Source organism: Paenibacillus phoenicis (assembly GCF_034718895.1).
GTDB classification, from domain to species: domain Bacteria; phylum Bacillota; class Bacilli; order Paenibacillales; family Paenibacillaceae; genus Fontibacillus; species Fontibacillus phoenicis.
In genome coordinates, this window is record NZ_JAYERP010000001.1 from 2,273,441 (window position 1) to 2,300,092 (window position 26,652).

A 26,652-nucleotide genomic window follows, 5' to 3' on the forward strand; every position below is an offset into this window, starting at 1 on the left:
TCATTCTATCACAAAGAAAAACGTATTGACAATGCACCTACCAACCATCCTGATTTGAAAAATGCAAAATAAGGGCCGCTCGCAAAGCGAACGGCCCAAAATATAGGAGGCTCAGGAGGCAGTATGCCGCCCTTTTGCCACAGGTACACAAGCTAATATGTTATCGATCCGAAAAGCCCGAGGGGCATGGGAAGTCAGGCATGTCGCCCGAACCAAACCGCCCCGCACATCATGAACTTCGATCCGCCGCTGCGTGATCTTGCCTGTACGGTCAACGTAGATGATTTCTACAGTTCGACCGATGTATTTTTCCACCAGGATCATCTCCAAATAGGAACGTTTGTTTGTATTATATGCAAACAAATGTTCTTTATTCAAGTGGAAATGGCCTCCAAGCCAGATCATGCTGCTCTATGACCGTAAGCCCCTCATTTGTCCTTCGTTCTTCCCTGGCGATTGTTCCCGAGTTCAAACAATCCGGTGGCCGACAAACCCGCCAAACCGCCCGCCCAGAGTCGCAGCACCAGCTCCATTTCCGTAAATGGGTACGCCGCTGCTCCGACCAGTACGCCGATAATCACGCCGATGAAAGGGATTAGATTTTTGGGCAGGTTGAAGGTCGTTTTCACGAGTTGCACCAAAGCTAATACAAATACGGACAAGACCGAGGCAAACGCCAATACATTGGTTAAAATCTCGTTTTGCATAACGATGACTTCCCTCCTTCTTATTGCTCCGGGATGCCCGCAGCCCGGCGCAGGTAATTCGCCAGATTGTGAAAATGCTGCGCCCGTGCCATATTTCCTTCGTCCCGTGCCTTAAACCAAGCCGGCGATAGCCAGCGGAAGATGATTTCCTGCGCATTGCTTTTTGGCAGCGGAATCAGTGGGCCGGGGGTGGACGAAGAGGCTAGCGGAATCCCTGAGGCCACCCGAAGATTGTTCGCCAAATTGTGAAAATGCGTCATGCCAACCTGATCCCCTTTGGCACGTGAAGCAAACCATGCGGGTGAAACATAGTTGTCGATCAGCGACTGGGCGATGGAAGCGGGCAATGGCGTAAACGACGTATTCGAGTTTGACGTTGGGCTAGGCGTACGCATGGTCTTGAGTTCGGCTGAAATATCGTCCAGCAATCGGTTCATCGTTTTCCCGCCTGTAGCCAGAGCTTTGTCGGGATCCTGTCTTCGCGCCGGGTCAAGTTGCCTGTGAGATGGAATAAAGACGTAAGGGTTCTTGTTCCATTTGTAACAGCAATAAGCCAAATACCAGACATACCGCTTGTACGCTTCCGTAAATTTTATGCGCCCGCCGTAGCAAAATTCCACCCCGATGGCCGCATCGTTGGCATCATAGCCAAATAAATCATTGTCCGTCTTCACGTTGTACAGCACGTGCCAGGCTTTCTCCGCAGGATCGGGGCCGGTACCTGTCGGGATAATTTCAAGGATTTTTGTATCATCAATAAACACATGGGCCGAGGCCGTGCGATCCTTCAGCGAGTTGAAATAGGCATAGTGGTTGTCCGCCGTTGCCCCCGGATTCCCTGTGTCATGCGCCACAAAAAACTCCGGGGTTCCCGTCGTCAACCTCGCCCCTGGCCGGACATTAGGCCGCTTTGCAATGTATCGCCTTTCAATTCGGTACTTTTGTGTATCCATAAGCGATTTCACCCCTTCCATTTATGCTATTCCGCAAGGTGCCCCCTTCGCTTGTGCACTTGTGAGCACGATTCTAGGCTTTCGACAATAAAACAAAAGAGCCTGCGATATTTAGCAGACTCTGGTATAATTTGGCATGAATTTGGACGGGAGAGTAGCGCCTCCGGATCGGAGGTGATGCATATGAAGTTTTCTAACTAAAATAACCCGCCCAGGTTAGCGCCAAGGTGCGGGTTATTCTCTGATGTACATTTGGAGGTTTCCCACCCAAGTGTTGTACCGGGGAGGCTGTGGCGCAGCCTATTTACTATATTAACATACTATTCCATATATCTCAATAATTCACAAAATCTTATTTTCCTCCAGCCGATCGATTCGCTTATGGGCTTGTTTCGCCGATTCCTCGACGCGCGTCAGCCGCTCGGAGAAGGCTTCAAATCGCTGGCCTTGCAGCTTTTGTTCAATTTTCATGTCGTCTACGCCCCGCTTGATGTACTCTACATCCGCCCGTTGCACAGCCTCCGCTTCAGCCGACTCCTCAGCCTCCCGTCTCGCCGCCTTTGCACGCCCCGCCCACCCCAACGCAATCCCGCTCACCGCCGCCAGCACGGAGGTTACCGCGGTGATGATCGTAATGTCCATGATTACACCTTCTTTCGGGGAAAATGAAGAGCCCTCGGGGGACCGAGGGCAGAAAAAATAACCGTCAACTTTGCGACTTCTTCTGTGATTTCTTCGTGCTTCTCGATGAACTGTTCGTGGTTGTAAACACCGATTTTTCCGTTGCATTCTTTGTATACAAACTGGCCTGGTGTAACGATGAGTTGGTGGTTCTGTCGTTTTCTTGATAATTCCAACTCTAACGACACTTCCATCCGAATTAAGCTCGACAGTCATACGCAATCTCGTAAACCTTGCGATTTCTGTTACTGTTTCCATTACGCACAATCTTATTATCGAAACATCATGACCATCTTCAATCCCCTTTTTAAGCCCCCCAGTACAGCACAGAGGGTATTTATAAGAACGCCTATTCGGCGTTTTTTTAACATCTTGCATATTCGCCTGGTTTACACAGCACACGCCCAATATATTCTAACGATACAAGAGCCATTACTAAGATCAACCCTACCATTTATTCCACTGACTCTATACGTAGCCCTATATCCACTCCCCGTCCAGTTAATCGTTCCAGTTATATATATATCTCGGTTTGTACCACGACAATATAACTCAGGCGTTAAATTTTTCGCTGATCTCATATCATAAGATGTATAATACTGTGATCCGCTTGGATATTGAAGGTAGACCGCTGCTCCAGACCAAGCAATAGGAGTATATCCAACCGAGAAGTCAATAACTCGATTGTATTCTACATCAGACTGAGTAATGCTCGGGGCATGTTCCACAATCATAATATTAGATGCATCTTTTAAGGAGCCTGTCACCCCGCCAATATTTACTCCGTACTTAACATTACCCGCTACTAAATTAGCAAAACTCGCCGTCACCTTCCCGCTCCCATTATGATATCCGGCAGGTATTGTGTACTCCCCATTTTGAGTGGTAATCGTACTTGTCACCGCGCCACGGTTTGGCATAGTTCCAGTCATGTTATTGCCGTTGTCGTTGCTAAAAGTCCTGCCAGTCAATACATCGGCTGAAGTGGCGTTACCCGTCGCTTTAATGATCACCGCTAATTTACTAATCAGCGAATTCCAACTCTCTGTCGTGGACGCCGATATTCCCAAAGCAATGAGGGCGTCCACAATTTCCTGCTTACGCTCATTGCCAAACTGAAAAGCCTGTTCTGCCTTGGTTTCTGCTGCAGCAGCAACATCATATGCCGTTTTCACCGCCATTTCAGTTGCAGCGACGTTTTCCCGAGTTCCACTGGTGGAGTTTGAGAGACGCACAATACCTGCCTCGGTCAATGAGGCCGGAGGAATATCGATGTCCTGCAACTCCTCCCTTACATCTCCTATGGCCGCATCAATCTTATCCCAGTTATCATTCAACATTGTTTGAATATTAAAGGTTTCGTTTCCGTCGGCTATAGGATCTTTCTTAAGCAAATTGAGATTCGGTGTGTTAGTTGCCAACCGGATCACCTCCTGCAAATTTGTTTAATGGGATTTGTTCCAGTTCATGAAGCGTCAATACTCCGTGAACATCACGAATCAACATGTAGTTAAACTCAAACTCCATTTTTAAATGTGCTGGCTTCAACTCCTCAATGGCCGCTTTCAGATCATCCAGGTTCGGCGGAATGCCCACGGTATCCACAAACTTCACCGTAAACCTCCACTCCCCCGGCTGAAAAGAAACCTCCACCCTTCCCCGGTCATACGCCTCGGCCACATTTTTCACCAATCGCCCGGAGAACTTCCCGCTGCCACTCAGCTTGGATTCGACGACGGCACGGCGTTGGTCCAGCGATTTACTTAAGTCAGTCGCGATACCAAGCTCGCTCTCCCAGCGGTCCAGGCCCCAAGTCGCCGTGCGCACAAAGAACTGCTGAAAAGTCTCGTCCAGCGCCGCGAACAGCAGGTCCATCTCCGCACCTTTGGCGTTCATATCCGCCTGCATAACCCGGGAAGTCTCGTAATAGCCCGGAAGATAGGAGAACATCTCACGCCCTCGGGGGCTGGTCAGCAAAGACTCCTTCGTACTCGCACGTAAAGCTTCTCCCTTCTCCCACCGCATCGGTTCACTCATACACATCCACCGTCCCCAATACGGCAACCTGGCCCGTATAGATCTCCAGATTGGTGTCTGCGTTGCCATTCACCGTCAACTCGGCATAGTCGATGATCGGCGGAATGTCCAGCAGAATCGCAGCGATCCGCGTAAACCGAACCAACGGGTCAACAAAAGCCAGCTGCTTTAAATACGCCCGCACGCCATCCTCGATTTTTTTCTTCACTTCATCCATTGTCACGCCGCTGGCCAGCGTCAGCTTCACGCGAATATCGATCGGCACCTCCTCGGCAGCCATCACCGTAACAATCGCTCCCGCAGGTGCCACACCTTCGCCTTGCCCATCCTGCGTCGGATCAATATATGCCTGTGCCGCCGCAACGATCTCCTCGTTCGCCGCCCGCTTGTCCGCATCCAGCAAGTAGATACCCACCGTGCCAGGACCTTGCCACAACGGTTCCACCTGTGCTCCGCCCACGCCAGGCACTTCACCGGCCCACTTCAAATATTGCGCCTTGTTTCCACTTGTCCCCTGATTACGTACCTGTGAAAAAAAACGCTCCAACAGCAACTCATCCGACTCGATGTCGGCTCCACCCCGCGTAGCCTCCGGGTTCGTAACCGCCGTCAAACCACTAACGGGCGTAGCCATCACCTGGATGACGCCCGCCGGTACAACCCCCGCTCGGCCAGGAACCAACGCTCGAATTGGGGCCGTCCCCACTCCGTTCTCATCCAACGTCACGGCTGCCGTCGTTTCATATTCCATCGACGCCTCCGCCGAATACTCATCCGCCGGCGTCGCCACAATCGTCCCCGCAGGAACTGTCTTCCCCGGCTCCCCAGTAAACTGCACCATACCAGTCGCTGCCACCGCAGGCCGCCGTGTAACGCCATGCTCCGCCGCCCGGAGATCGAGATACTCCCCATACGTCGTGCTCGCAAATCCCCGGGCCAGCAGTTGTTGCGCCCACGTCGCAGCCTCCGCCAACATGAAGGCCACCGGCGCTTCCGCATCCCAAATAAAAGAACCCTCGGACTTATCCATATCCGAAGGCACTCGTTCCAGCATTCGCTGCATAATCCGCTCTTCCGTCTGATCCTGCAAATAAAGCGGTAATTCCGCCATCACGTCACACTCCCTTCCACGATCAGCTCATCCTCCCTCACGTTTTTGACTCGGCACGTAAAACGACAACCATCCTCCCGCCAATCAAAAACAAACCCGTCCACGCTCAGCGTCCGCGGGTCCACCATCAGCGTCTCCGTCGCGATCCGCCGGATTTCGCTTTCCTGAACGGCCCGGCTATAGCCTTGGCCGATCACCTCCTCAAACTCCTGACCATACGCACGGGAGTAAATCACATGTCGATATCGCGGGGTACGGATCGCTTTTTCACACCACACCTTCCAGGCGGCGATCTCGTCGGCAGGGGCGATTTTTCCCGTAGGCGTCATCACGAACTCCCCGGCATCAAAATCAAATCGCCAGCTCCGGCCAAACGTCACCGTATCCGCAACCGCTTCCTGCTCGTCCAGTCCCGGAACCAACCACGAATCCGCCACCGCCTCCGGAAAAAGATTAGCCATTCCCGCTCACCACCCTGCATAACACAATCGCATCATTCCCGCCGTTTAGCGGCAACGCCAGTACGCGATCCCCCGGCTGAATTTTTAGCGACAACACCGTGTCCTTCGTTTTCGATGGCATAAATGTAAACTCCCCTTGACCATCCACACTGCCTCCTCCGCTGTCTTTTAACCCGCGGACCTCTCCGGTCATCTTCAACTCCGGGAGCTTCAGGATGCCTGGGAACTCTGCAACATAGTATTCTTGAATTTCATGCTTAAAACTGTCCAGCTTCAGTCCCGTGCCCGTCACGGTCCCAAGCTCTGCCGTCGCACCGGTTAGCACTTCGGCAGCTTTTCTTGCTGCATTTTCCCGCAGTGAAACGGCCAACGCCGCATAAGGATCATTGCTCAAGAAAATACCTCCTTTTCACGTCGTCCATCATCGCGAGCTCCAGCGTCATATGTCCGGGATCCCCCAGTTCATGCGATACGGAAGTCACAATCAGGTTCAGCCCGTTAAAAATCACCTTATCCCCCGCCCGGATCGTATTTAAATCGATGCAAGTAACGGTATAAGACTGCCTTAGGCCCGTTAGCATGGACTCGGCATATTTTTTGGCGGCACCGGCGGTTTTGACGTTCTCATCCTGCACGATCCGTTGCAGCACGCCGTATTTGGCAGTCTCTCCGCTCGCTACGGCCAACACCTTGGAAGGTGCACTATCGCCACGGTTCTCGGTCCCGATGACCTTCACTCGTGTCACCGCGCCTTCCAGTGTACGATTTTGCGTGGCTTCCTCCAGTTGCTCCAGCTTCCAAACCACGTCATTGCTGCCGATCTTGAACAAGGTTAATCCAGCTGGTGTCATTCGCGGCACGTACATGTCCCCGCCAGCCTTCACCGTCTCCTTCAGATCCGACAAGATCATGTTGTAAAGGGTTTGCGGACGATAGACGGCTTTTTTCAGCTTGGTTTTCGTATCTGGTACCTTATCAAGCGGAATGCCCCAGTCTGCCGCGTATTTCTGAAGACGCTGGGCTGCTGTTCCCCCTGCTGGAAAAAGATACTCATCCTCCGATTTCGCCAAATAAATCGTCCGGTCATACACCGTTACCGTCATGTGCTTCGTCTGCCTCAAGGTGCTGGAGCAATCCCACACCACGCCCGGATGCAGTAACGGAACCATCTTGCCCCCAGCAGCAATGCCGCTGCCCGAACCGTTATACGGCACGCCGCTGATCCGAATCTCCTGCCCCGGTTCAATCCCCGGAAAAGAAGCCGGAATCCTCAGCCCAATCGTGCCCTGATACGAAATCTGATCAAGCGAATCCTTAAGCGAAATGCTCTCAACCAATTCCCGCAAATAATATTTGTTTTGCAGCACCACTTCGTAACTCACTGCGGCATCACCAGCTTTTGACCGGGCTTAATTCGGTTCGGGTCTTTGCCGATCATTTTTTGGTTGGCATTATAGATCTGCTGCCACTTCGAGCTGTCACCAAGCTCCAGCTTTGCGATTTTGGACAAGGTGTCACCTGATTTAACGACATAGGTTTTTGCGGGCTTTTTCGTGTCCGGCCGGGTGGATTTGGCTGTCGAAGCTGCTCCGCCGGCACCCGCCTGAGTGTGCACCTTCATCTCCCGCCAAGTCCGAGCGGTTAAATCAAAATACACGTCCCCCGGCTCCCCACCCCGAAAGGTACTGTTATGAGCCGCGATGGTCACAAGCACGTTTACGGCCGTATCGGTAATGATCATGCGAACCGGCGACTTGCTGTTCATCATGGTCGTGAGCCGGTTCATCGCCTCCTGCGGATCGGGGAGGTTTTGATAGTTGCAATACCCCGGATCATAAGCCGCCGGAAAAAAAGAAGAGAAGGCGATCTCCTTCACCCTCTCTCCAGCCGGAAAGTCATATTCCCCCAGCGATACGATATTCACCGCCTCCACGCCTTTGCTCCGGGAGATCGTAATCTCCTCCGGGTTCACGGGAAACACGAAATTTTGTCCCGTACCGTCAATTAAGTGAATCTCCATACGTCCCTGCTCCCCTCCCCTACTTCAGATTTTGCATCGCAAACCGCACTTCGTTGGCGATTTTCCAGCCGGCGGTTTCGGCCAATTTTTGATAGTCCAGCTTTTCTTCGTTAACCGTTAAATTGATCGAACCCTCCGACAGGGATACATTGACTGGGGTTGGGGCTTGTTTGTAACCAGCTCCACCGATTTTTGACTTCACTTCTTCCGGCAGTTGGTAGTAGTTTGGTACTGGAGTGCCCATAACCTTGGGAACGTTCACGTTAGTCCCCGGGCGTGTAACTCCCTGTACGCTGGGAGCCATGACTCGATTGGAATACACTAGGGGTTTTGTTTTTTTCTTCCCATAAAGTACATCAAATATATACCCCCCCAATAGTTCACCTAATGAATCACCTGCAGCAGCGCCAAGGGCAGGAAAAAGCAGCGTGCCCCAACCGCCAGTTACCGGAGCAGTAAATGTTCCGAGAGCTGCACCTCCAGCGCCCAGTAGCCCCCCTAAAATAGCAGACGTAACTTTCTGAGTTCTTTCCCTGCCAGGCTTAGCTGAAAAGATCTCATAGCCGTCCATAAGAAGCCCCGCATAGCCTCCTATTTTTTTTACAAAAGGAGTTACTCTTTTACCCCAGAACTGCGCACCTTTTGTACCTGCCGCCGAGAGTTGGTCCAATTTCTTCGGTGAGATTTTCGTCTCAAGTTGCGATCGCCAACCTGGCCATTTTTCTAGCCAATACTTCTTTACGGAGTTTGCGGCTTGTGTAAGCTTACTTTCAAGCGCTTCTTTGTATCGGTCTTTGAATATTTCATTAATGACTTTACCGCCGAATTCTAAAACCGACTTTATCGAATTGATTATATTAGGATGATCTTCTCTAAGAGCAGAGATGGGTTCAAATGCTTTGCCCATTCCAGAAAAGACTTTTTGCGTAACTTTAACAGGTCCCCAATTGCCTCTCATTGAATTTTCAGCAATTGTTATAGGGTTCAGCATCGATAAAATATTATCAACGATTGAATGACGAGGCCTATCTGCCAAGCGGTTAGATAGATAATCATACGCGTCTAGCATAGGAAAGACCGGCAAACTTAAAAGCGGGGGATTTGCTCTTTTCCAGATTCTTGAGCCTCCACTATTTAAGCCCTTACCTCCACTCGCCTCATCTATTCCAATGCCTAGACTCTCAATGATCTTACTTTTTATTCCTTCTCCCAACGCTTCTCCAATCGCCGCAGATACCCGTCCCAGCGTGCTCTTCCCATCAGACTTCATCCACTTTGAAAAAGAATCACCAACCACGGTTTCCCAGTTCACACCTGCGATAGAAACTTGCCACGGTTCAGCAGCCATTGCGGCGAGGGAAGCACGAATCCTCAGCGCTGTGGTAGTGACGCGATCGCTCAATTGCGCCGTTGGCTTCACCGTCGTCCGGTGCAGACGTTCCAGTGCTTCCTCGGCCTTTCGGGCTGCGGATGTTAAGCGATCGTCCAAGGTGAGAATGGGCTTGATGCGGGTTTTGCTGAGCAGCGCCGCTCGGCGCTGAGTTTGCTGCAGCAGCTTGTCCAGACTGCGAAGCTTTTTCGCGGTTCGATCAACGTCACGGTCGTCGGTCTTGATTTCAAGCTTGTCATTGTCATCTCTAGCCATAGGTCGTCTTGCCTCCTTTCTTTCGGATTTAAGCGGGCAGGAACCATCCCACGAAAAAATAACAGGATTTCCTACCGTTATTTTTGGGAAAATCCCGCTTTCACGCAAATTAACTGGAAATCCTACTGTTATTTCGCCCGTTTTTCCCGAGTAGGGCTGAATTCCATAAAATTAACGGTAAGAATTCCAGTTAATCGCCTTCTACACCCACCAAGTCAATAAACTAACGGTACTTTTTACAGTTAGTCTCATCAAACCACCATACTGACGCGGGTAGAGCCTAGCTCGAAGGCTCCAAGACCAGAGCCTCAGCACCCCACAGTACCGCACAGCACCTCACAACATCTCCAACTCACGTTCCGAAAAAGCCCGCAGCAGCAAGCGCTCTCCCTTCGGGAGTGACCAGTATTCCCCGGGGCGAAGATGATGCCGCGTCCACATGTGGAACAGCAGCGTCGTCATGCCGCCGGAGCTGATTAGTTTTTTACGTCATCGATGTCGACCCCGAACCCGGAGATCTCCAGCACTTTATCGCCTACCGCGTCGAGCTCCCCGGCCAGCAGCAGGCGGCGGATCGCCTCTTCCCCGCCGGACAGCTTCAACCGGCTGGTCAGGCGCGCGTCGTCCCAGCCGCTCAACTTCACACTTTGCGGCTCCCCGCCGTGATCTCCGCCGCTGTCGGCTTTTTTCACTACTTCCAGCATCGATGTGGCTTCTTTGATCAACGCCGCGTTAAACAACTCGCTGTCGATCTTCTCGGTCACCTGCCCTTTGGTCGTCTTGCGCACCGTACAACGTTCGCGGATCGCGTCCACTTTGCTGGACGTCAGGCCGCGCAGCGTCACACGCAGTCCCAATCGCCCGATAAATACAGTTTCTTCCGGTAAATTCGTCACTGTTTCAAAGAGCCCGTCCAAAATTTCCTGTTCGCGAACCGGATCCAAAGCTGAATATTCACTCATGCTCGCTTCCTCCTTCGGATGATAATCCAAATACAAATGTGTCTCTTGAGCAATAGCGGTACAAATGGGCGTTACTCCACACAAAATCGGGCTCCAACGAAAAATAAGACCATTTCATGGCCTTATGAACACGAAATCAGCGCAAACCAGGCGTCCAACGACATCAAATCGCAAATTAGAGCCAAAAAAGTCCGCTATTTCACCCATTATGCGCAAATAAACGGAAATAACGCCCAAAATGTCCGCTAATTCCAGGCCAATTGGGCCGCTGAGAGTTCGAAAGGGAGTACCGTACCCCGTAGCTGCCTAGGTACACACGTCAGGCTGCCTCTACCCTAAGTAAGCAACGACACCTGCCATAACGCCCCTCATACGCCACCCATACGGCCCACGGCCCTTTAAGACGCCACAATCGGGTCCAACAACTCGTACGACTCGAACGTAAACGGCGTTTCCTCCGTCACTTCTTCGCCGGCGGTCCAGTTGGCCAGGACGATTTTGTCGACCATGCAGTTGTTCAACTGGATGCGTTCAAAGCCGTAGGCTTCCGGATCGTCAAGCTTATGAATGATCGAAAATTTCTGAAAGCCGCGCGTGATCATATCCGACGTGACCTTGTAGCCGCTCATCGTGCCGGTGCCTTTTTTGCGTCCCAGCTTGTACACCGTATAATCGGTGCCCACGAGGTTCAGCTCCTTTTTCTCTGCCTCAACGCTGGCTTCCAGGTGATTCAGATTCGACTGCCATACCCCTTCGATAAAAATCTGGCCAAACGTCCCCATAATCACGCGGCCGGGATCAAGAAATTGTGCCATTAGTTAGCTCCTCCTCAATTTTGAAAAATCGAATTATTGCACATAAAACGTGCCAAAAATTTGTTCCATCACATCGGTATCATCCGCCGTCCAAGCCAGGAACACCTGGTCGTCTTCCGGCGTAAATTGCGGCGCGTTGCCATAAAAACGCGGATCCAGCGTCACATCAAACCCAGTCGCCTCGATCACGTTCTCGGCGGCCAACGTTTGCAGATACTGCTTCCCTGCGCCAATCAGCGCCAGGCGGCCTTCCTCGGTGTTGTTCACCTTGCCGATATAGGCATCCTCGGCGGTCCGCTGCAGGTCCGCATTGATTTGGTCCATGACGCGAATCTTGCGGATCTTCTTCCAGCCTTTGTTCTGCCCTTCGCGCAGCGTGACAAGGCTGTTCACGCCACGCAGCGCCTTCACCCGGCGGCCGTCGTGCACGAGCAGGAACACACCGCCTTGCACCGCCTGCTCCTGCTCGGAGCGGGTCCAGCGCCGTGTCACGTCGTCGAACGGCGCGGCCGCGTACGTCGTCGACGCCTTCAGCGGCTGGCCGGAGATCAAGCCCGCGACCCAGGCGGCCACCTGCGCCGACGAGTACGCCCGGCCGTTCAGCACCGCGCCGGTTCCAACGTTCACGACGCCCTCGTGATCGATGGCAGCGCTGCGCGCCACCGCTTTGCTAATGGCGTCGGCGGCGGTATCGTCGGCGGCGGATCCGCCCAGCACGGCGATGACGCCTTTGCCTTCACTGCGCACGCGCTTCACCCAAACGGCAACGCTGGTCTGCAAAGCCGCATCCGACACGCCGTCAAGCGTTAGCACGTGGAAGTCCTGCGTCTCAAACGCAGACAAAGCCGAAGCGTACTCGGCGTTCGTGAGGTCCGCGATCCCACTGTCCCCGCCGGTTAAGGCCACCCCGGTGACGTCCGCCAGCGTGCCGCCCCCCAATGCTTCAGCAGCGATCCAAGTATTAGTCGGATCACCGTTGATGGCTGCGGCCGCTTGAACTACCGAACCTTCCCCCAACGGGAACGTGCGCAGCAAAGCCGTGCCTTCATGGAGCTTCAATTCCTTGCTGCCCGGAATCGACAGACTCGGGCTAACCGAGACGATGAAGTTATTGCCGCGCTTGCCGGGATATTTCGCTTTCACCCGCAGCACTGCGGCACCCGACTCATCCTGAAGCGTTACCGACGCCTCCGTTGCGGAAGCCCCGGCCAGACGGTAAGCCAGCAGTTTTTTCGGACCACCCAGCAAAGCGAGATAGAGCGTACTGTATGCCGTCGCCCCCTCCGATTCGTCCTCCTGGAACAACTCCCGGATCGCAGCCTCACTACCAACTTCCACAAATTGTCCAACCGGCCCCCAATGGGCCTTTACCGGGGCAACCACAACGCCGCGCGCCCCCGCCTGGATGGCGTTCACCGCCGCGCTGACGAAATTCATATACAACCCGGGCAACACCGGTTGATCCGTTACATTCCATGTTCCTCCTGCCATGACTTACAGCACCTTCTTTCTCAAAAATTGATCAACGAGCCGTTTCGCCTCGTAAATTTGAAGTAATTTGCTTTCCCTTCCCAACGTCGCCCCGGCCAGAATTTCCGGCTTGACGCCAAGCAACGTCTCGGAACAGGCCATCAGTTCCTCCACACGGTAACCCTTAGAGCCGTCCGCCGCAGCTAAAGCCGATGCGGTTTCAGGACTCCTTGATTTTTTTCTTGCCACACCAATTCACCTCATTTTCGATTGATAAAAAACGGATTGCATCAGCGGCGCTTCCACAACCGGTTTCGACGTGCGCTGAAGCAACGTGACGGTCAGCGGCCCTTGTACCGCCGGACTCCCTGAGGTTTCCTCCGGCTGCAAGCTCAGCTTCGGATCAACAATTCGCAGATATCGCTTAGCTGCGGGATCCAGAGGGATTTTCACCGCTGTTCCCAGCGCTTCTAGCAGCCGCAGTAGCGCAGCATGTTCCTGGTTCGCATCTTCCGCCAATAGAAAAGCCGTCATCCGCTTTTGAATCTCATAAGACGAGGGGCCCAACGCCCGTACGTCCATGCCGATCATCCGCCACATCACACCCGGAGCAGTCACATCCTGCGGCCACATTCCGCAGTAGGCTTTCCACTCGGAGCCCAGCACCATTAACGACCAATTCGCTAATCCTGTCATCCAAGGATCACTTGTGATTGGCACCGATTCCGGAGCTAAAGTCATCTCATCTTCTGCTATGGCAATCACCTCCCTTCCAGCATGAAATCGCCGTGTATACAGCGCGGCATGCTGCAAAACTGCTTGGTTCCCTCAAGCCGCCCCCAGATGCACCCCTGGCAACACAAAGGCTGCACCCATTCGGGCTCAGATGGATGCGGCGGCGTTTTGTTCTGATGTTGCATCTCGCCCCCCTCCTTTCCAAAGCAAAAAGCCGCTGACATGCTCAGCGGTTCTCATCGTGCTATCGATGATTTGGTTAACCTTAACCTGATCTTCCACGCTACCAATGTAACACGGGGAAAACCAAGCGAACGGACAGTTGACGGACACCCACCGGACAGGTATCGGACAACGTTGATTTTTCTTATAACAACAGAAAAAAAGCCGGCTTTCAGCCGACCCCGTGTTTTGCCGTTTGCGGTTCTTCTTTATAGACCTCAAGCTTTAGAGCCGCCGCCAGAAGGCGGATGGCGCTGGCTTTGATGCGACGGTAGGTCCGGTCACTGATGCCCATCTCGCCGCAGCTGATAAAATCGTACTCACCCTTCTGATCCAAATAACTGCGTCGTATCACCTCTCGCTGCTCCTCCGATAACCTCTCCATGGCAAGGTCCAGCAGCTCTGATTTGCGAATCAGCTCCGCCTCCTTATCCACGTTCCCGATCGCAATTCGTTCCGTTGGTTGACTTACAACATGGGTCGCACCATGAAACTGCGGCTCATATCGTGCGGTGATGAACGCTTCCTTACGAATCCATCCAACCTGCCGGTATCGTCTGACTTCTTCCAGCCACTTTTCCACCGCAGCCCGGGTTGCTGCTTCGTCCACCGGCAATGAATCGAATAAAGCATGATACACATGAATGCGTCTTCTCCCCATCTGAATCCCCTCCTATAGTATATTGCCATTTTGGCAAGTTATATCATTTCCCTCCGGCTAATCAATTAGCTTGTCCAAGTCTAGAACAGCCTGCAAACTTTGAACAAAGCCCCTTCAACCTCCTCTTTTTTACCAATTTGGTAACCGTAACCTGATTATATGTTGCCATTTTGGTAATGTCAAGCCTCACAATTACCATTTTGGTAATATAAATAAATCCCATTCTTACCATCTCGCTTTACCAATTTGGCAACTTGTGCTACACTAAATGAAACGGTTAGGAAGAGGAGTAACCATGCAAACGCTAGGCGAACGGATCAAATATCTTCGTGAACTACGTCAGCTCACGCAAAAAGACCTCGCCTCCCAAGCCGAAATTTCGGTCGTTCAGCTGTCCCGGTATGAGACAAACGATCGCAAGCCGGATCCGGAGGTGCTGCGTAATATCGTTGACGCTCTGGATACCAGCGCCGATTATTTGCTGGGCCGGACCAACGACCCGTCTCCTGCAGCGGAGAAAGGCATGAGCTTGTCTTTTTTCGGAGGACCTGAAGCGTATACGGCGGATGAAATCGCCATGATGGAGGCAGCCCTCAAAGCGTATCGGGAGCAGAAGAAGAAGCTGCTGGACGGAGACGAGGCTAAAGGCTAAATCATTCGAAGATAAATAACTACATATAAAGTCTACAAGACAAGTACAACGGCCCTGATCCTAAGGGCCCTTATTTCGGATCTTAGACCGAACATACATTCTTATTCAAGAGGTGACTTGAATGTTGTACGCCTATTATCGTGAGACCCATCTGGAGCAGTGGATGAATACAAAATATCTGAACCACGGGATATCGTCCCCCGCCGATCTCGACATCGACCGCATCGCTGAAGCCTTTGGGATCGGATTGGTTTACGGGAATCACCCGTCCTTTTCGGACAACGAGGAGAATGTAATCTTCCTGAACAAAATGATGAAGTCGGATCAGGCCCGGGTCGTCTTCTTCCATGAACTTTGCCATGTGCTGCGCCATGCCGGGGATCAGCGGAGGATGACCGAACTGTTCATGCATGCCCAAGAGACCGAGGCCGAGCAGTTTGTGCTGTATGCCGCCATTCCTTTCTTTATGTTCGCTAAGCTGCCAGTGCCGGATCATCGCAGCGAAGCGGTTGTCTACATCGCCGAACAGTTCCAGGTCCCCCTGGAGCTGGCGGAGCAGCGGCTGGACCAAATCCAACGGCGGGTGCTGCAAGGCAGCCTCATCGCAGCAGCCCAGGAGGCAACCCGCCGCCAGCGCGAAGCGGAGCAGAACTGGTCGCCGGAAACCCGGCGGGTGCTGTCCCAGCTGGAACGACAAATCGGTGGTCGAGGAGGGCGATAGGGATGCGGATTGCGGCGTATTGCGATTTTTACACCGATTCCATTCGTCCGTTGCAGTTGATTGTGGATATTCAGCCGGGGGACGTGGATTGGTCGGAGACGCTGTACCTCCCGGTTTCGGGACCATTTGAGCCGTTTACGTCCGAGGACTTTGGCGATCTGCCCTGCGTATCTGTCCTGCTGGAGGATCTGGTTCGTCCCAAGCAGGAACCGTCGGAATATACCACAGTCTGCGAGCCGGGCACGACGACCTCCGTTCCATCGCGAAGGGTGCTTGGCATCCGTCTACCGCAAATCGCTGCCCGCTGCGGCGATCCCTCTGATATCCAGCGCCTGGTCTTGCAGATGGACGACGCCACGGAAGTCCTGGGTTATGAGCGAGGTTGATTGGGGCGGTCGTATTTTACCACCGGCCACTTTTGTTTGCGAAGCGCCATCAGCAGCGGCCCCACATTCAGATTGCTCTGCACCAGCTCCCGCGGCGTCAGCGCCATCCATTGATTAAGCGATATATCGGCAAACCGGTCACTGCGGAACATTTCCAAGAACCAGATGCTGCGGTCACCGGTATTTTGAATGTAGTGGCCATAGGCAAACGGAACATACCCCACATCCCCTGCTCTAACGTTAAATGTCCGGGCGGCGCCGTTACCAGCAAATACGGTCATCCGTCCTTTCCCGGACAAATAATACTGCCATTCGTCGTTGTTCGGGTGCCAATGCAGCTCCCTCATCGCGCCGGGCTTGATTTCCACAAGAGCGGCCGCAATCGTCTTGGCGATAGGAAAATTTCTGGAATCCGCAATTCGCACGGTCCCGCCCGGCGTTTGGATCGGCTTCTGGGCCAGCAGGCTATGCTTGAAGCTGACAGGAATTTCTCCGTAAGGCGATTCGATCCTTTGCGTGTCGATTGGCCCCGGGACACGGTCCTGATAGATATACACCTGCTCTTTGGGGATGCGGTCAAACGCTTTACGAGGTACGCCAAAATTCGCGGAAAGCACCTCTTTCGGCGTATGGGCAAACCAGTCCGAGATGGACAACGTATTTAAGTCGGAGAAATTACCGTCATCAAATACTAGCAGAAACTCGCAGCCTTCCTCCAGCCCTTGAATCGAATGAGGAATCCCCGGTGGAAAATACCACAAATCCCCCACGCCCATATCGGCGATAAAGTTCCGTCCGTCCTGATCCACCGCCGTGATCCGTGCCCTTCCTGAGATCATAAACGACCATTCCGCCTGTTGATGCCAATGCAGCTCCCGCACTCCCCCCGGCGTCAGACGCATATTGACCCCCGCCAGCGTCGTAGCGATCGGCAGCTCCCGAACCGTAATTTCCCGGGACCATCCCCCATGGTTCAACTGCATATGCGTATCTGAAAGAGAGAACTTCAGATTCGGAATCAATCCGTTATCGGTCACCGGAGGTACCAGCATATCGGGGTTTTCGCGATCCCGCATCACGTCCCGGGGGCCGGTATCGGTGGCTCCGCTGCCATCATCTCGGATCGGCTGGGGGATCGACGATATCCCGGCAGCTTGGTTTTCCGGCTGTCTTGAATCGGATGAATCCAAATGATCCGACATTCACATCACTCCTCGTTCTGGACATGCTATTGTTAATTTTTACCAATTCATATTTACACAGTGATCCTATTCCTGAATTAGCAAAAATATGTTGTGATTCATTCCCACATTTCCCATAAAATCCGACGATTTCGGAGAAAATAACTTCAAGAGCTTGATAGTTGCCCAAGCTTCTGTATAATTAAAGTTAGTAAGTTTAGTCAACAAACTAACTAGGTAAAGGGGAATCCTTGTGGAAAAACCTGTACGTCCGAATGAACCACTTGTTACACACATTTATACGGCAGACCCATCTGCCCATGTGTATGAAGGCAAGATCTATATTTATCCATCCCATGACATTGATCACGACGGTCCCGACAACGACAACGGCGACCAATACGCGATGGAGGACTACCATGTCCTCTCGCTGGACGACTTCAACTCTCCGTGCGTCGACCACGGCGAAGTGCTGCATTTGCGTGATATCCCATGGGCCAGCAAGCAATTGTGGGCTCCGGATGCAGCTTACAAGAACAATACGTATTACCTCTACTTCCCCGCACGGGACAAAGAAGGCATCTTCCGCATTGGCGTAGCCACCAGCTCTTCGCCTGCCGGACCTTTCAAGGCGGAAGAAAGCTATATTCCAGGCAGCTTCAGCATCGATCCGGCCGTGCTCGTGGATGACGACAATCGTGCATACATGTATTTCGGCGGACTTTGGGGCGGTCAGCTGGAGAAATGGCAAACCGGCACCTTCAAACCGGACGCCGAAGGACCGGCACCGGACGCTCCAGCACTGGGACCGCGATTCGCCGAGCTTAGCGATGATATGCTTACCTTCAAATCGGCACCGCAGGAAATCTCGATTGTGGATGAAGATGGCAATCCGCTGTTAGCCGGAGACGAGGATCGCCGTTATTTCGAAGGGCCGTGGGTGCACAAATACAACGGGTATTACTACCTGTCCTACTCCACCGGAACGACCCATACACTGGTTTATGCGATCAGTAAGAACCCGCAAGGCCCTTTCGTATTTAAAGGTAAAATCCTGGAGCCTGTCATCGGCTGGACCACACACCATTCGATCGTGCAATTCCAAGATAAATGGTACCTGTTCTACCATGACAGCTCGTTGTCCGGCGGCGTGAACCACAAACGCAGCGTCAAATACACCGAGTTGCATTACAATCCGGACGGCACCATTCAAACCATCGATCCATATAAATAAGCACAAAGATGGAGCGCCCATCGGCTGAAGCAAGCCGGGTGGCGCTCCTCTTTTATTTTATTTCAGCAGTTCTCCGCCTTCTGCTCTCGGCATCTCGGTGTGCTCTGTCGATGCTTCCGCAATCTCATAAAATGCCCAATGCGTCTGCGGAACGTCACGCCACACCGGAAGTACGTCGGCTCCACCAAACAGCGGCCCCCGCTCCAATGCGCGGTTCAACACCGTCACAGCCTCGGCCCGTGTGACCAAAGCCGTTGGCCGGAACGAGCCGTCAGCATATCCGCTGACGATACCCGCCGCTTGAGCCGCTAGGATCGCCTGCTCCGCCCAATGACCGGCAGTGTCCGAGAAGCCTGCGCCTCGCTGCCCTGCAGCCGACTTCATCAACTTCACGGCGATCGCCGTAATTTCCGCCCGTGTGACAGGCTTTTCCGGCTTGAAGCTGCCATCGGCATAGCCTTGCATCAAGCCCATTCTGTACGCTTTGGCAATCGCCTCAACGGCCCAATGACCTGCCGGAACATCGCTGAAGCGAATCGTCTGGCCCGCTTCCTTCATTTCCACCGCTTTAACTAACATGGCGGCCATCTCCGCGCGAGTGATCGGGTTCTCCGGTTTAAACAAACCACCGGGGTAACCGCTGATATAAGCCTTATGCATAGAGGTTAACGCTACGTCCGACTTCACTAAAGCAAAGGTGCTGAAATGATCGACGGTGAGTTTCAGCCCTTTGCCGTTGGCTAACGGAACAACTTCCCCCGTCAGGAACTCCGTTGTTCCGCCGGAATGTTCGACATAGACCCCGAGTTTAGTCGGGTCTACTTCATCTGCTATCCCCGTTAACGGCAGAACAAGCTCGACCTCCCGGTTTTGTAAATTCGTCTCGATTTGAACCGGGCGGCCGATAATTGTAACTTCATTACCTCCTGTAGCCGTAAGCACAACCTCAGCCTGGTTCGCGCGCCCTTCGATTTCCTTGGTTTGGGCGGCTGCTTTTACCGGCTGGATCGTCATCGTCACATCACCGCTTGCCCCCTGCAAGGAAGCTGCCGGAATCGTGATCTCCCCGTTTACGGTTCGAAATTGCAAGTCAAGTCCACGCCCCGTGAGCAAGGAAATGACGTCGCGGGCAAGCGAAATCTTGATGGTGCTCACTTCATCCTTCGCATCCGGGATCATCAGACTCAGCGAAGCGGCGCCTTCTTCCTCCAATTTGTTAATCGCTTCCCGAAGCTTAGCATCGGCCGTCAACTTGATTTCATCCTGCTTCGAGCCATCAGCTGCGGTCGTCCGAACGATGTCGACCGGGATAGGACTGGATGGATCGCGGATAATTTCCGGTTCCACTGGACGGCTAGGCGGCGTTGACGGTCCAGATGGAGACGAAGGCGGGTTCGTCGGATTGGTTGGCGTTGTTGGCGGCGTCGAACCCGAAGCGACGTGGAAGATCAGCTGATCGACCAGCATCAGCTCGCCGGATTTTTTCACCACTTTGATTGTATGTTCACCAGCCGGCAGGTTGGCGATGCTGAACAACGGTTGCTGAGCGCTGCGGGTCTCGGCATAGGCGTCTACCGTCGCTTTCAGCTGTCCGTCGATGTACACCTCCATTTCCCCTTGAGCCGGGCCAGTAGGCATTCGCAAATCGATGCCGGTGCCCTTAAACGTATACTCGAAGAAATCGCCATTCATCTCGGTGGAATGCACGTCATCGTAGTAATCTCCCTTGATGTGGAACGTCAGCTTCAAGCTTCCCGCCGGTTGAGCGGCGAGGTATTCCTTCTTGATCGTCACCTGGTTCCCCTCTACGGTGTAGTCTGTGCCCTCAACCAACGGCGTCTCACCGTTTTGGATGCTGCTGAGATTTTCGATGCCGCTAAGCACTTCTACTTGGATGTCCTCCTGGGCGGACAGCGTTTTATCAAAAGTCGCTTCGGTGCGGTTTATCAGGTCAGGAATTTGCACCCTGAACGCATCCAATAGCATAAATCGGCCTGATTTCTTCACCAGCTTGATCGTATGCAGGCTGTTGGACAATCCGGATACACTGTAGACAGCTTGCATCGCCTGTCTAACGTCGGCATGGGTATCCACGGTACCTACAAATGCGCCATCCAGATACACATCCACCTCTCCCTGGGACGGATCGATTTCAGTGATGTACTGGATTCCGGTGCCCTTAAACGTATACTCCAGAAAATCTCCGTTGGTCTCGGCAAAATGCACATCATCCATGTAATCCCCAAAGTTCCGACCACCGTTGCGGTTCCAGGACCCCGTGTAACGAATGCCGGGGTCATCGTTATTGATCATAAGGAACCGGCCTGACATATCCACGATTTGAATCGTAAGCGTTTGTGGCAGACCTGCGCTAAAATGGAACGTCAGCTCGATGGTTCCTGTAGGCTGTGCTGCTAAATACGAGGAATGAATGCGGACCGTATCCCCTTCGATGGTGTAGTCCGCCCCTTCGGTCAAATCTTCCTCCCCGTTGGCGATGCGAACCAGCGTATTTCCGTTTAGCGTCATCGCAGTCGTCACGTCCGCTTGCGCCGACGGTTTCTGATCAAACTCCGCCATTGTCGGCGAGATCGTGCTGTTGACGATCGCAGGCCCGGTGATATCGACGTTGAACGTCTGCAAATCTCCGCCGGCGAAATGAAACGTCAAGCTCAGCGTCCCCGGCAGTTGCTGGAGCAAAAACTCTTTCTTGATCGTAACATCGTCCCCGGAGATCACATAATCGGTATTCCGCGCCAGCGCTGTTGAACCTGCCGCGATGCTCGTCAACGTGTCTCCTCCCAGCGGCAACGATACGGTCACATCCTGTGGATTCGTTGTTTCAAAATCAGCCGTTGTCGAACCAATTAAGCTGTCCGCATAAACCTTAAACCCATCAACGATCAGGTAGGTTCCGCCCTTTTTTATACCGGAGAGGGTATGCTCGCCAAACGGCAGATTTCGCACGCTGTAAATGGGAACCTGCCCCTGTTGAACGGAAGCATTGGCGTTAACCGTCTCTCGGAATTCGCCGTCGAGATAGATGTCAATTTCCCCGCCAGAATCTGCAGTTTCGGTCAGAAAATCAATGCCAGTGCCCCTAAACGGGAATTCAAAACCTACCTCTCCTTTTTCCCCGTAATGGACATCCCCTTGATAATCGTTCCAATCGGGATTTCTGCCTGAACTGTAACCCCAGCTGCCCCCGGTGCCGTAAGTATCGTAGGTCACCGACGGGTGATTGTCGTTATAGATCACCCAATGCTCTACCGTCTCAACGACGGACTCGGGCGCCGCTTGCTCTAAGCTTTCCACCGAGTTGCTAACTTCTGGCGCAATTGGATTCGTTGCATCGGAAGACTCCATAATCATGACGTTCAAATCTTGGGCATCCTGTACCAGCTCTTTACCGCCGTTGCGCGTCCAGCTTCCGGTATATTTCACGCCTGTGTCGTCATCATTCACTTTGGAGGTTCCGTTCTTGGCTGTAACCTTGAACAAACGCGAAGCATGCGGCTCCAAATAAATGTTGGTCATTCCGGTTGCATAATCGCCAAGCTCCTTATGGGCCCACAAATCGCGGACCGAAGCAGCGCCGTCCAAACCGATGTCGCTCCACTTTACATTCATGGATGCGCCTTTGGTGCCCAGATTAAACAAAGCCACCGTGTATGTGCCATCCCCATTATTGGCGTACCACACCTGTTGATTGGTTGCCATCGATACGGGATGTGCCGGGCGGCCGGCTTGGTTGACGGCGATCACCTCATCATTCGTCAACAGCTCCAGACCATAGCCGTCCAGGTTAGTTAAATCGTCGCCGGTGTAAAATTGCGCACAGGCAATCGCCCACAGCGTTGCCGCGGTCTGCCGCTCGTCTCGGGTCAAGCCGGACGTCTGCCCGTTCCCAATGTTAAGCGAGTCGAAATCGTTCCAACCGCCGGGGCCAGCGTCACGCCACCACAAGGCAGCATCCGGGAACAACCGGGCGATGTTCGACCATTGGGTCATCCCAATGTTGCGGTCATACGCCTCCACATCCCAATTGACGCGCCAGCCATTGGCGTATTTTTTCCAGAAGTCTACGTAGTTGTGGTCCAGCGCCCAGGACAGTTCCAGCCATATTCCGTGCTTGGACAACGCCATCGACCAGGCCTTTACGTCATCCCGCGCGTCGATCGATAGGTCGTTATGGCCAGACCCGGGAGTCACGCTGTCGAACTTCACGAAGTCAACGCCCCAGGAGGCGATCAGATCCGCGATGGAGTTCACATATTCCTGCGCCCCCGGCTTGGAGAAGTCGATTTTGTAATCGATATTCCAATAGTCCGCTGGTCGAAGCGGCTGAGCGGCGATGTCCTGCATATGGTATTCCGTGCCGTAAATCGGCAGGTTCTTCTCGTAAGCTTCTTTGGACAAACCGGGAATCAAATAGATCCCGACCTTCTGTCCATTATTATGGATATAGTCCACCAAATTCTCAAAACCGTTAGGATACAACGTTTCACTTGGAAGCGGCCGGCCGTATTCGTCCATGCTGCCGTTCCAGCCTGCGTCGATGTTGATGTATTCGTACCCGTGGGCTTGCAGCTTCTCGCGCATGGCATCGGAGATCATCTTCAGCTTCGCTTCCGAGGTCCAATTTCCCTCCGGCCCGTCGTACACCTGCAGGCTGTAGCTGCTCCAACCCATATAAGGCTTCAATGCCAGGCCGTTATCGGCGGCATGGGCCACCTTGCTCTCCGTGCCAAAATAAGCAAAGGGCACTAGAGTCAGCGCCGCCGCTAACCAGCAAACCAACGTCTTTTGCAGCAAACGGATCATCAATTCATCTCCTTTGGTAGATATTGTGGTCCCTGTTGGACGGTTGGTGGTTCAATGATTCAGTGATTCTGTGCTTCATTGAAGTTCGGTGCCCTCCCCCTTTCTGCGATTAAATTATCTTGGTAGCGCTTACATATCTGTCCGATGAAATGATCTCATGAACGTGCCGGCTTCGCCTAGGTACATCTCTTCGTTTGGCGTACACTTCCTCCTGATTTCGATGGAGCATCCAGCGGATCTCAGCAACCATTTTTTCGGGCAAGGGACAATTTCCCATATATAGTTCCCTATATTTCCATTAAATGTATATTTACTCCGTTCACGGTACACGCTATCCCCATATCAATCATTGGAGGTCATGTTGTGGATAGCCAAGCTGGAACAAACTACGAATCAACGGAAGCCGAACATATTTTAACGGACCGTCAGGGTCACCCCATCACGGACAATCAGAACGTCCGAACCGTAGGAAGCCGGGGGCCAACCACTCTGGAGAACTATCATTTCCTCGAGAAAATCTCCCATTTCGACCGGGAACGTATTCCGGAACGAGTGGTACACGCGCGGGGGGCCGGGGCTCATGGTTATTTTGAAGCTTACGGCAAAGTCGGGGACGAGCCGATTGCGAAATATACCCGGGCCAAGCTGTTTCAGGAGGCCGGAAAACGGACGCCGGTGTTCGTCCGCTTCTCGACCGTGATCGGCGGCGGGGAATCCCCCGAAACGCTCCGCGATCCGCGCGGATTTGCGGTGAAATTTTATACGGAGGATGGCAACTGGGATTTGGTGGGTAACAACCTGAAGATCTTTTTTATCCGTGATCCATTGAAGTTCCCGGATATGGTGCATTCCTTCAAGCCCGATCCAGTCAGCAAGCTGCCGGACCCGGAGCGAATGTTCGACTTCCTGTCGCAAACGCCGGAGTCGACGCATATGGTGACTTTCCTGTTCTCGCCTTGGGGCATCCCGGCAAACTATCGTCAGATGCAGGGTTCAGGGGTCAACACGTATAAATGGGTCAATAAAGATGGAGAAGCCGTACTGGTCAAATACCATTGGGAGCCGCTGAAGCAAGGGATCAAGAATCTGCTGCAGCACGAGGCCGACGAGATCCAGAAGACCAACTATAACCATGCAACGCAGGATTTGTATGAGGCGATCGAGCGCGGTGATTATCCGGAGTGGGAGCTGTGCGTGCAGATCATGAGCGATGACGACCATCCGGAGCTGGACTTCGATCCGCTGGACCCCACCAAGCTGTGGGATCCCGAGAAATTCCCGTTTCTGCCGGTTGGCAAAATGGTGCTGAATCGCAATCCGGAGAATTATTTTGCCGAGGTAGAGCAAGCGGCGTTTGGGACCGGCGTGCTGGTGGACGGGCTGGATTTCTCCGATGACAAGCTGCTGCAAGGGCGGACCTTCTCTTACTCGGATACGCAGCGTTACCGCGTGGGGACAAACTATTTGCAACTTCCCATCAATGCGCCAAAAACGAAGGTTGCCACGAACCAACGCGGCGGACAAATGGACTATCGGGTCGTCCACAATCCGGGCACGAACCCGCATGTCGATTATGAACCGTCAACGAAAGAAGGCCTGAAAGAAGCGGACATACGAGGCAAAGACCATGAGCCGCATTACGACGCCAATCTGGTTCGACGGAAGATCGAACGCACCAACGATTTCGCTCAAGCCGGCGAGACCTACCGCAAGTTTGATGATGTGGAGAAAAACGAGCTGATTTCCAATTTGGTGAACAATCTGAAGGTGTGCAGTCCTAAAATACAGGAAACGTGGATCAGCTACTTTACCCAAGCTGACGAAGAGTATGGAAGACGCGTAAAGGAAGGGCTTGAAGCGGCCAAGCGGGAAATGGGAGCCGCAGGCAAGCATACCAGCACGGCGGACGCAGATCAAGCGATGGATAAAGCCAAAGGGATGGGGCATGAGTCCGATCGGTATTAATGAACAAAACCTGCGAGGGCCTTGTGGGCAATCGCAGGTTTCTTTATGACTCGCCGCGGCCCAGCAAATCCAGCCGCAGCGGCGTAAAGGTATCCCGCAGCTTGCTAGGCTTCAGCGCGCGGCAGCCCTGCAAGCACACCGCTTGGGATCACCAGTGTTTTCCCCACCGACAGGAGCGTTTTGTCCCACATTCCAGTTGTCCTTATGTTTTCTCCTTTAAACTTATGGGATAATGGCCTTATCGTTTGAATCTATGATATGGGATATTCATGTTACATGGTTGAAGGAGGAGCCCTATGGACATGACAAGGGGAACTTACGGTTTCCGGTTCGCTGAAGACCAAGAGCTTCCGCTGTGCGTGTTATTTGCCGCCGGCTATGACTCTATCACTGACCCTTCTTATCACTGGGACGGATTAGAGCGAACGGACGGACCTTTGCTCCTGTTCCAATATACATTCTCCGGAGAAGGGGTCTTTGAGTTGGGTGACTGTTCTCACCGCGTTACCGCAGGACAAGCGTTCCTCGCCGAAATTCCAAGTTCCCATCGCTATTATTATCCGCAAGAAGCTTCGGCGCCTTGGGAGTTCCTGTTCCTGCTGTTTCGGCCGAATGTGGTACTTCCCTTATGGCGAAAATTCCTCAGCGAAGCCGGAGCAGTTCCTTATCTCCCCGAAGACTCCGCACCGGTGCGGTTGGCGCGTATGATCATCACTGATGCGGGAGCAGGTCGGATCACCGATCCCTACATCGCCTCATCTTGCGTTTACCAGTTCGTCACGGAATTAGCCAGAATGCAGGTTACATCGCAGAAAAACAAAGAGAACTGGCCGGAAAGCGTCAAACGTGCCGCCGAGTTGATGGAGAGCAACTATGCGCAGATGATCAGCATCGATCAGCTTTCCGAGCATGTTGGCTTGTCCAAGTACCACTTGATCCGCCGGTTTTCGGACAGTACAGGACTTACGCCAGGCGCTTATCTGACCCGTGTCCGCACCGAAAAAGCGATGGACCTGCTTCGCGGTACGTCACTTAGCATTGAGACCATTGCTGAGCGGGTAGGTTACTCCAGCGGAAGCTACTTCATTAAGGCCTTCCGCCGTTTGACCGGGCTCACCCCCGGAGAGTTCCGCAGCGGGGGCGAAAGTCTGGTCTATCGCAAGCTGTTCTTCGATTAAACGCAATATTTTGCTATTCATATCGCAAAGT

General features: G+C 53.0%; 26 protein-coding genes. 6 read left to right on the forward strand and 20 right to left on the reverse strand.

Annotated elements, in window-relative coordinates; genetic code table 11:
- Positions 1 to 111: 111 nt before the first annotated feature.
- The 18 genes from U9M73_RS10665 to U9M73_RS10750 all read right to left on the reverse strand — a co-directional run bounded on the left by U9M73_RS10665 (position 112) and on the right by U9M73_RS10750 (position 14,480).
- Complete coding sequence (locus U9M73_RS10665; protein ID WP_323077250.1) at positions 112 to 378, reverse strand: hypothetical protein; 267 nt, start codon at positions 376 to 378, stop codon at positions 112 to 114.
- 50 nt (positions 379 to 428) lie between these two features.
- Positions 429 to 707 carry a holin gene (locus U9M73_RS10670; protein ID WP_009224256.1) on the reverse strand — a complete coding sequence of 93 codons (279 nt, stop codon included), beginning with the start codon at positions 705 to 707 and terminating at the stop codon, positions 429 to 431.
- Between the two features lie 20 nt (positions 708 to 727).
- On the reverse strand, positions 728 to 1,660 hold the full coding sequence (locus tag U9M73_RS10675; RefSeq protein ID WP_036644786.1) for a peptidoglycan recognition protein family protein: 933 nt from the start codon (positions 1,658 to 1,660) through the stop codon (positions 728 to 730).
- A 342-nt stretch (positions 1,661 to 2,002) separates the two neighbouring features.
- Positions 2,003 to 2,302: a hypothetical protein gene (locus U9M73_RS10680; RefSeq protein WP_260070972.1), complete on the reverse strand. Its 300-nt coding sequence runs from the start codon at positions 2,300 to 2,302 to the stop codon at positions 2,003 to 2,005.
- Between the two features lie 428 nt (positions 2,303 to 2,730).
- Complete coding sequence (locus U9M73_RS10685; protein ID WP_323077252.1) at positions 2,731 to 3,762, reverse strand: phage tail protein; 1,032 nt, start codon at positions 3,760 to 3,762, stop codon at positions 2,731 to 2,733.
- Positions 3,752 to 4,378 (reverse strand): YmfQ family protein, encoded by a 627-nt coding sequence (locus tag U9M73_RS10690; RefSeq protein WP_323077254.1) that lies wholly within the window; start codon positions 4,376 to 4,378, stop codon positions 3,752 to 3,754. Before U9M73_RS10690 ends, U9M73_RS10685 begins: the two co-directional genes overlap by 11 nt.
- Positions 4,371 to 5,489 (reverse strand): baseplate J/gp47 family protein, encoded by a 1,119-nt coding sequence (locus U9M73_RS10695; RefSeq protein ID WP_323077256.1) that lies wholly within the window; start codon positions 5,487 to 5,489, stop codon positions 4,371 to 4,373. The genes U9M73_RS10690 and U9M73_RS10695 overlap by 8 nt, the downstream gene beginning before the upstream one ends.
- A complete protein-coding gene (locus tag U9M73_RS10700; protein ID WP_323077257.1) occupies positions 5,489 to 5,950 on the reverse strand; it encodes a DUF2634 domain-containing protein in 462 nt (153 codons plus the stop codon). Before U9M73_RS10700 ends, U9M73_RS10695 begins: the two co-directional genes overlap by 1 nt.
- Positions 5,943 to 6,344 carry a hypothetical protein gene (locus U9M73_RS10705; protein WP_009224263.1) on the reverse strand — a complete coding sequence of 134 codons (402 nt, stop codon included), beginning with the start codon at positions 6,342 to 6,344 and terminating at the stop codon, positions 5,943 to 5,945. The genes U9M73_RS10700 and U9M73_RS10705 overlap by 8 nt, the downstream gene beginning before the upstream one ends.
- Positions 6,334 to 7,332 carry an XkdQ/YqbQ family protein gene (locus tag U9M73_RS10710; RefSeq protein ID WP_260070964.1) on the reverse strand — a complete coding sequence of 333 codons (999 nt, stop codon included), beginning with the start codon at positions 7,330 to 7,332 and terminating at the stop codon, positions 6,334 to 6,336. The genes U9M73_RS10705 and U9M73_RS10710 overlap by 11 nt, the downstream gene beginning before the upstream one ends.
- The gene (locus U9M73_RS10715; RefSeq protein ID WP_323077258.1) at positions 7,329 to 7,970 is read right to left on the reverse strand and encodes a LysM peptidoglycan-binding domain-containing protein; all 642 of its coding nucleotides are present in this window, start codon (positions 7,968 to 7,970) and stop codon (positions 7,329 to 7,331) included. The genes U9M73_RS10710 and U9M73_RS10715 overlap by 4 nt, the downstream gene beginning before the upstream one ends.
- A gap of 19 nt (positions 7,971 to 7,989) precedes the next feature.
- Positions 7,990 to 9,615, reverse strand: coding sequence for a hypothetical protein (locus U9M73_RS10720; RefSeq protein WP_323077260.1), 1,626 nt, complete (start codon positions 9,613 to 9,615; stop codon positions 7,990 to 7,992).
- Between the two features lie 476 nt (positions 9,616 to 10,091).
- Positions 10,092 to 10,577: a phage tail assembly chaperone gene (locus tag U9M73_RS10725; RefSeq protein ID WP_009224267.1), complete on the reverse strand. Its 486-nt coding sequence runs from the start codon at positions 10,575 to 10,577 to the stop codon at positions 10,092 to 10,094.
- A 398-nt stretch (positions 10,578 to 10,975) separates the two neighbouring features.
- On the reverse strand, positions 10,976 to 11,392 hold the full coding sequence (locus U9M73_RS10730; protein WP_009224268.1) for a phage tail tube protein: 417 nt from the start codon (positions 11,390 to 11,392) through the stop codon (positions 10,976 to 10,978).
- Between the two features lie 33 nt (positions 11,393 to 11,425).
- Complete coding sequence (locus U9M73_RS10735) at positions 11,426 to 12,883, reverse strand: phage tail sheath family protein (protein ID WP_323077262.1); 1,458 nt, start codon at positions 12,881 to 12,883, stop codon at positions 11,426 to 11,428.
- A 3-nt stretch (positions 12,884 to 12,886) separates the two neighbouring features.
- On the reverse strand, positions 12,887 to 13,111 hold the full coding sequence (locus tag U9M73_RS10740; RefSeq protein ID WP_009224270.1) for a YqzN/YkzM domain-containing protein: 225 nt from the start codon (positions 13,109 to 13,111) through the stop codon (positions 12,887 to 12,889).
- A 6-nt stretch (positions 13,112 to 13,117) separates the two neighbouring features.
- Positions 13,118 to 13,603, reverse strand: a complete 486-nt coding sequence (locus U9M73_RS10745; protein WP_157273365.1) for a hypothetical protein — start codon at positions 13,601 to 13,603, stop codon at positions 13,118 to 13,120.
- Between the two features lie 388 nt (positions 13,604 to 13,991).
- Positions 13,992 to 14,480: an ArpU family phage packaging/lysis transcriptional regulator gene (locus tag U9M73_RS10750; protein ID WP_009224272.1), complete on the reverse strand. Its 489-nt coding sequence runs from the start codon at positions 14,478 to 14,480 to the stop codon at positions 13,992 to 13,994.
- Positions 14,481 to 14,775: 295 nt separating this feature from the next.
- Here U9M73_RS10750 and U9M73_RS10755 point away from each other — a divergent pair, with 295 nt between their 5' ends.
- From U9M73_RS10755 to U9M73_RS10765, 3 genes are all read left to right on the forward strand, one after another.
- Positions 14,776 to 15,132, forward strand: coding sequence for a helix-turn-helix domain-containing protein (locus tag U9M73_RS10755; protein WP_036644664.1), 357 nt, complete (start codon positions 14,776 to 14,778; stop codon positions 15,130 to 15,132).
- A 121-nt stretch (positions 15,133 to 15,253) separates the two neighbouring features.
- A complete protein-coding gene (locus U9M73_RS10760) occupies positions 15,254 to 15,853 on the forward strand; it encodes an ImmA/IrrE family metallo-endopeptidase (protein WP_323077265.1) in 600 nt (199 codons plus the stop codon).
- 2 nt (positions 15,854 to 15,855) lie between these two features.
- Complete coding sequence (locus tag U9M73_RS10765; protein ID WP_260071884.1) at positions 15,856 to 16,239, forward strand: hypothetical protein; 384 nt, start codon at positions 15,856 to 15,858, stop codon at positions 16,237 to 16,239.
- Here the strand turns inward: U9M73_RS10765 and U9M73_RS10770 are convergent.
- A complete protein-coding gene (locus tag U9M73_RS10770) occupies positions 16,224 to 17,441 on the reverse strand; it encodes an oxalate decarboxylase family bicupin (protein ID WP_323077266.1) in 1,218 nt (405 codons plus the stop codon). The two genes, U9M73_RS10765 and U9M73_RS10770, sit on opposite strands and share 16 nt — an antisense overlap.
- 232 nt (positions 17,442 to 17,673) lie before the next feature.
- Between U9M73_RS10770 and U9M73_RS10775 the strand changes: the two genes are divergently transcribed.
- Positions 17,674 to 18,654, forward strand: a complete 981-nt coding sequence (locus U9M73_RS10775) for a glycoside hydrolase family 43 protein (RefSeq protein WP_009224277.1) — start codon at positions 17,674 to 17,676, stop codon at positions 18,652 to 18,654.
- 57 nt (positions 18,655 to 18,711) lie between these two features.
- Here U9M73_RS10775 and U9M73_RS10780 read toward each other — a convergent pair whose 3' ends face one another.
- Positions 18,712 to 23,478 (reverse strand): X2-like carbohydrate binding domain-containing protein, encoded by a 4,767-nt coding sequence (locus tag U9M73_RS10780; RefSeq protein ID WP_323077267.1) that lies wholly within the window; start codon positions 23,476 to 23,478, stop codon positions 18,712 to 18,714.
- A gap of 363 nt (positions 23,479 to 23,841) precedes the next feature.
- Between U9M73_RS10780 and U9M73_RS10785 the strand changes: the two genes are divergently transcribed.
- Both U9M73_RS10785 and U9M73_RS10790 read left to right on the forward strand, forming a co-directional pair.
- Positions 23,842 to 25,443, forward strand: coding sequence for a catalase (locus tag U9M73_RS10785; RefSeq protein WP_407673915.1), 1,602 nt, complete (start codon positions 23,842 to 23,844; stop codon positions 25,441 to 25,443).
- Between the two features lie 296 nt (positions 25,444 to 25,739).
- Positions 25,740 to 26,621 carry an AraC family transcriptional regulator gene (locus tag U9M73_RS10790; RefSeq protein WP_016311272.1) on the forward strand — a complete coding sequence of 294 codons (882 nt, stop codon included), beginning with the start codon at positions 25,740 to 25,742 and terminating at the stop codon, positions 26,619 to 26,621.
- Positions 26,622 to 26,652: the final 31 nt, after the last annotated feature.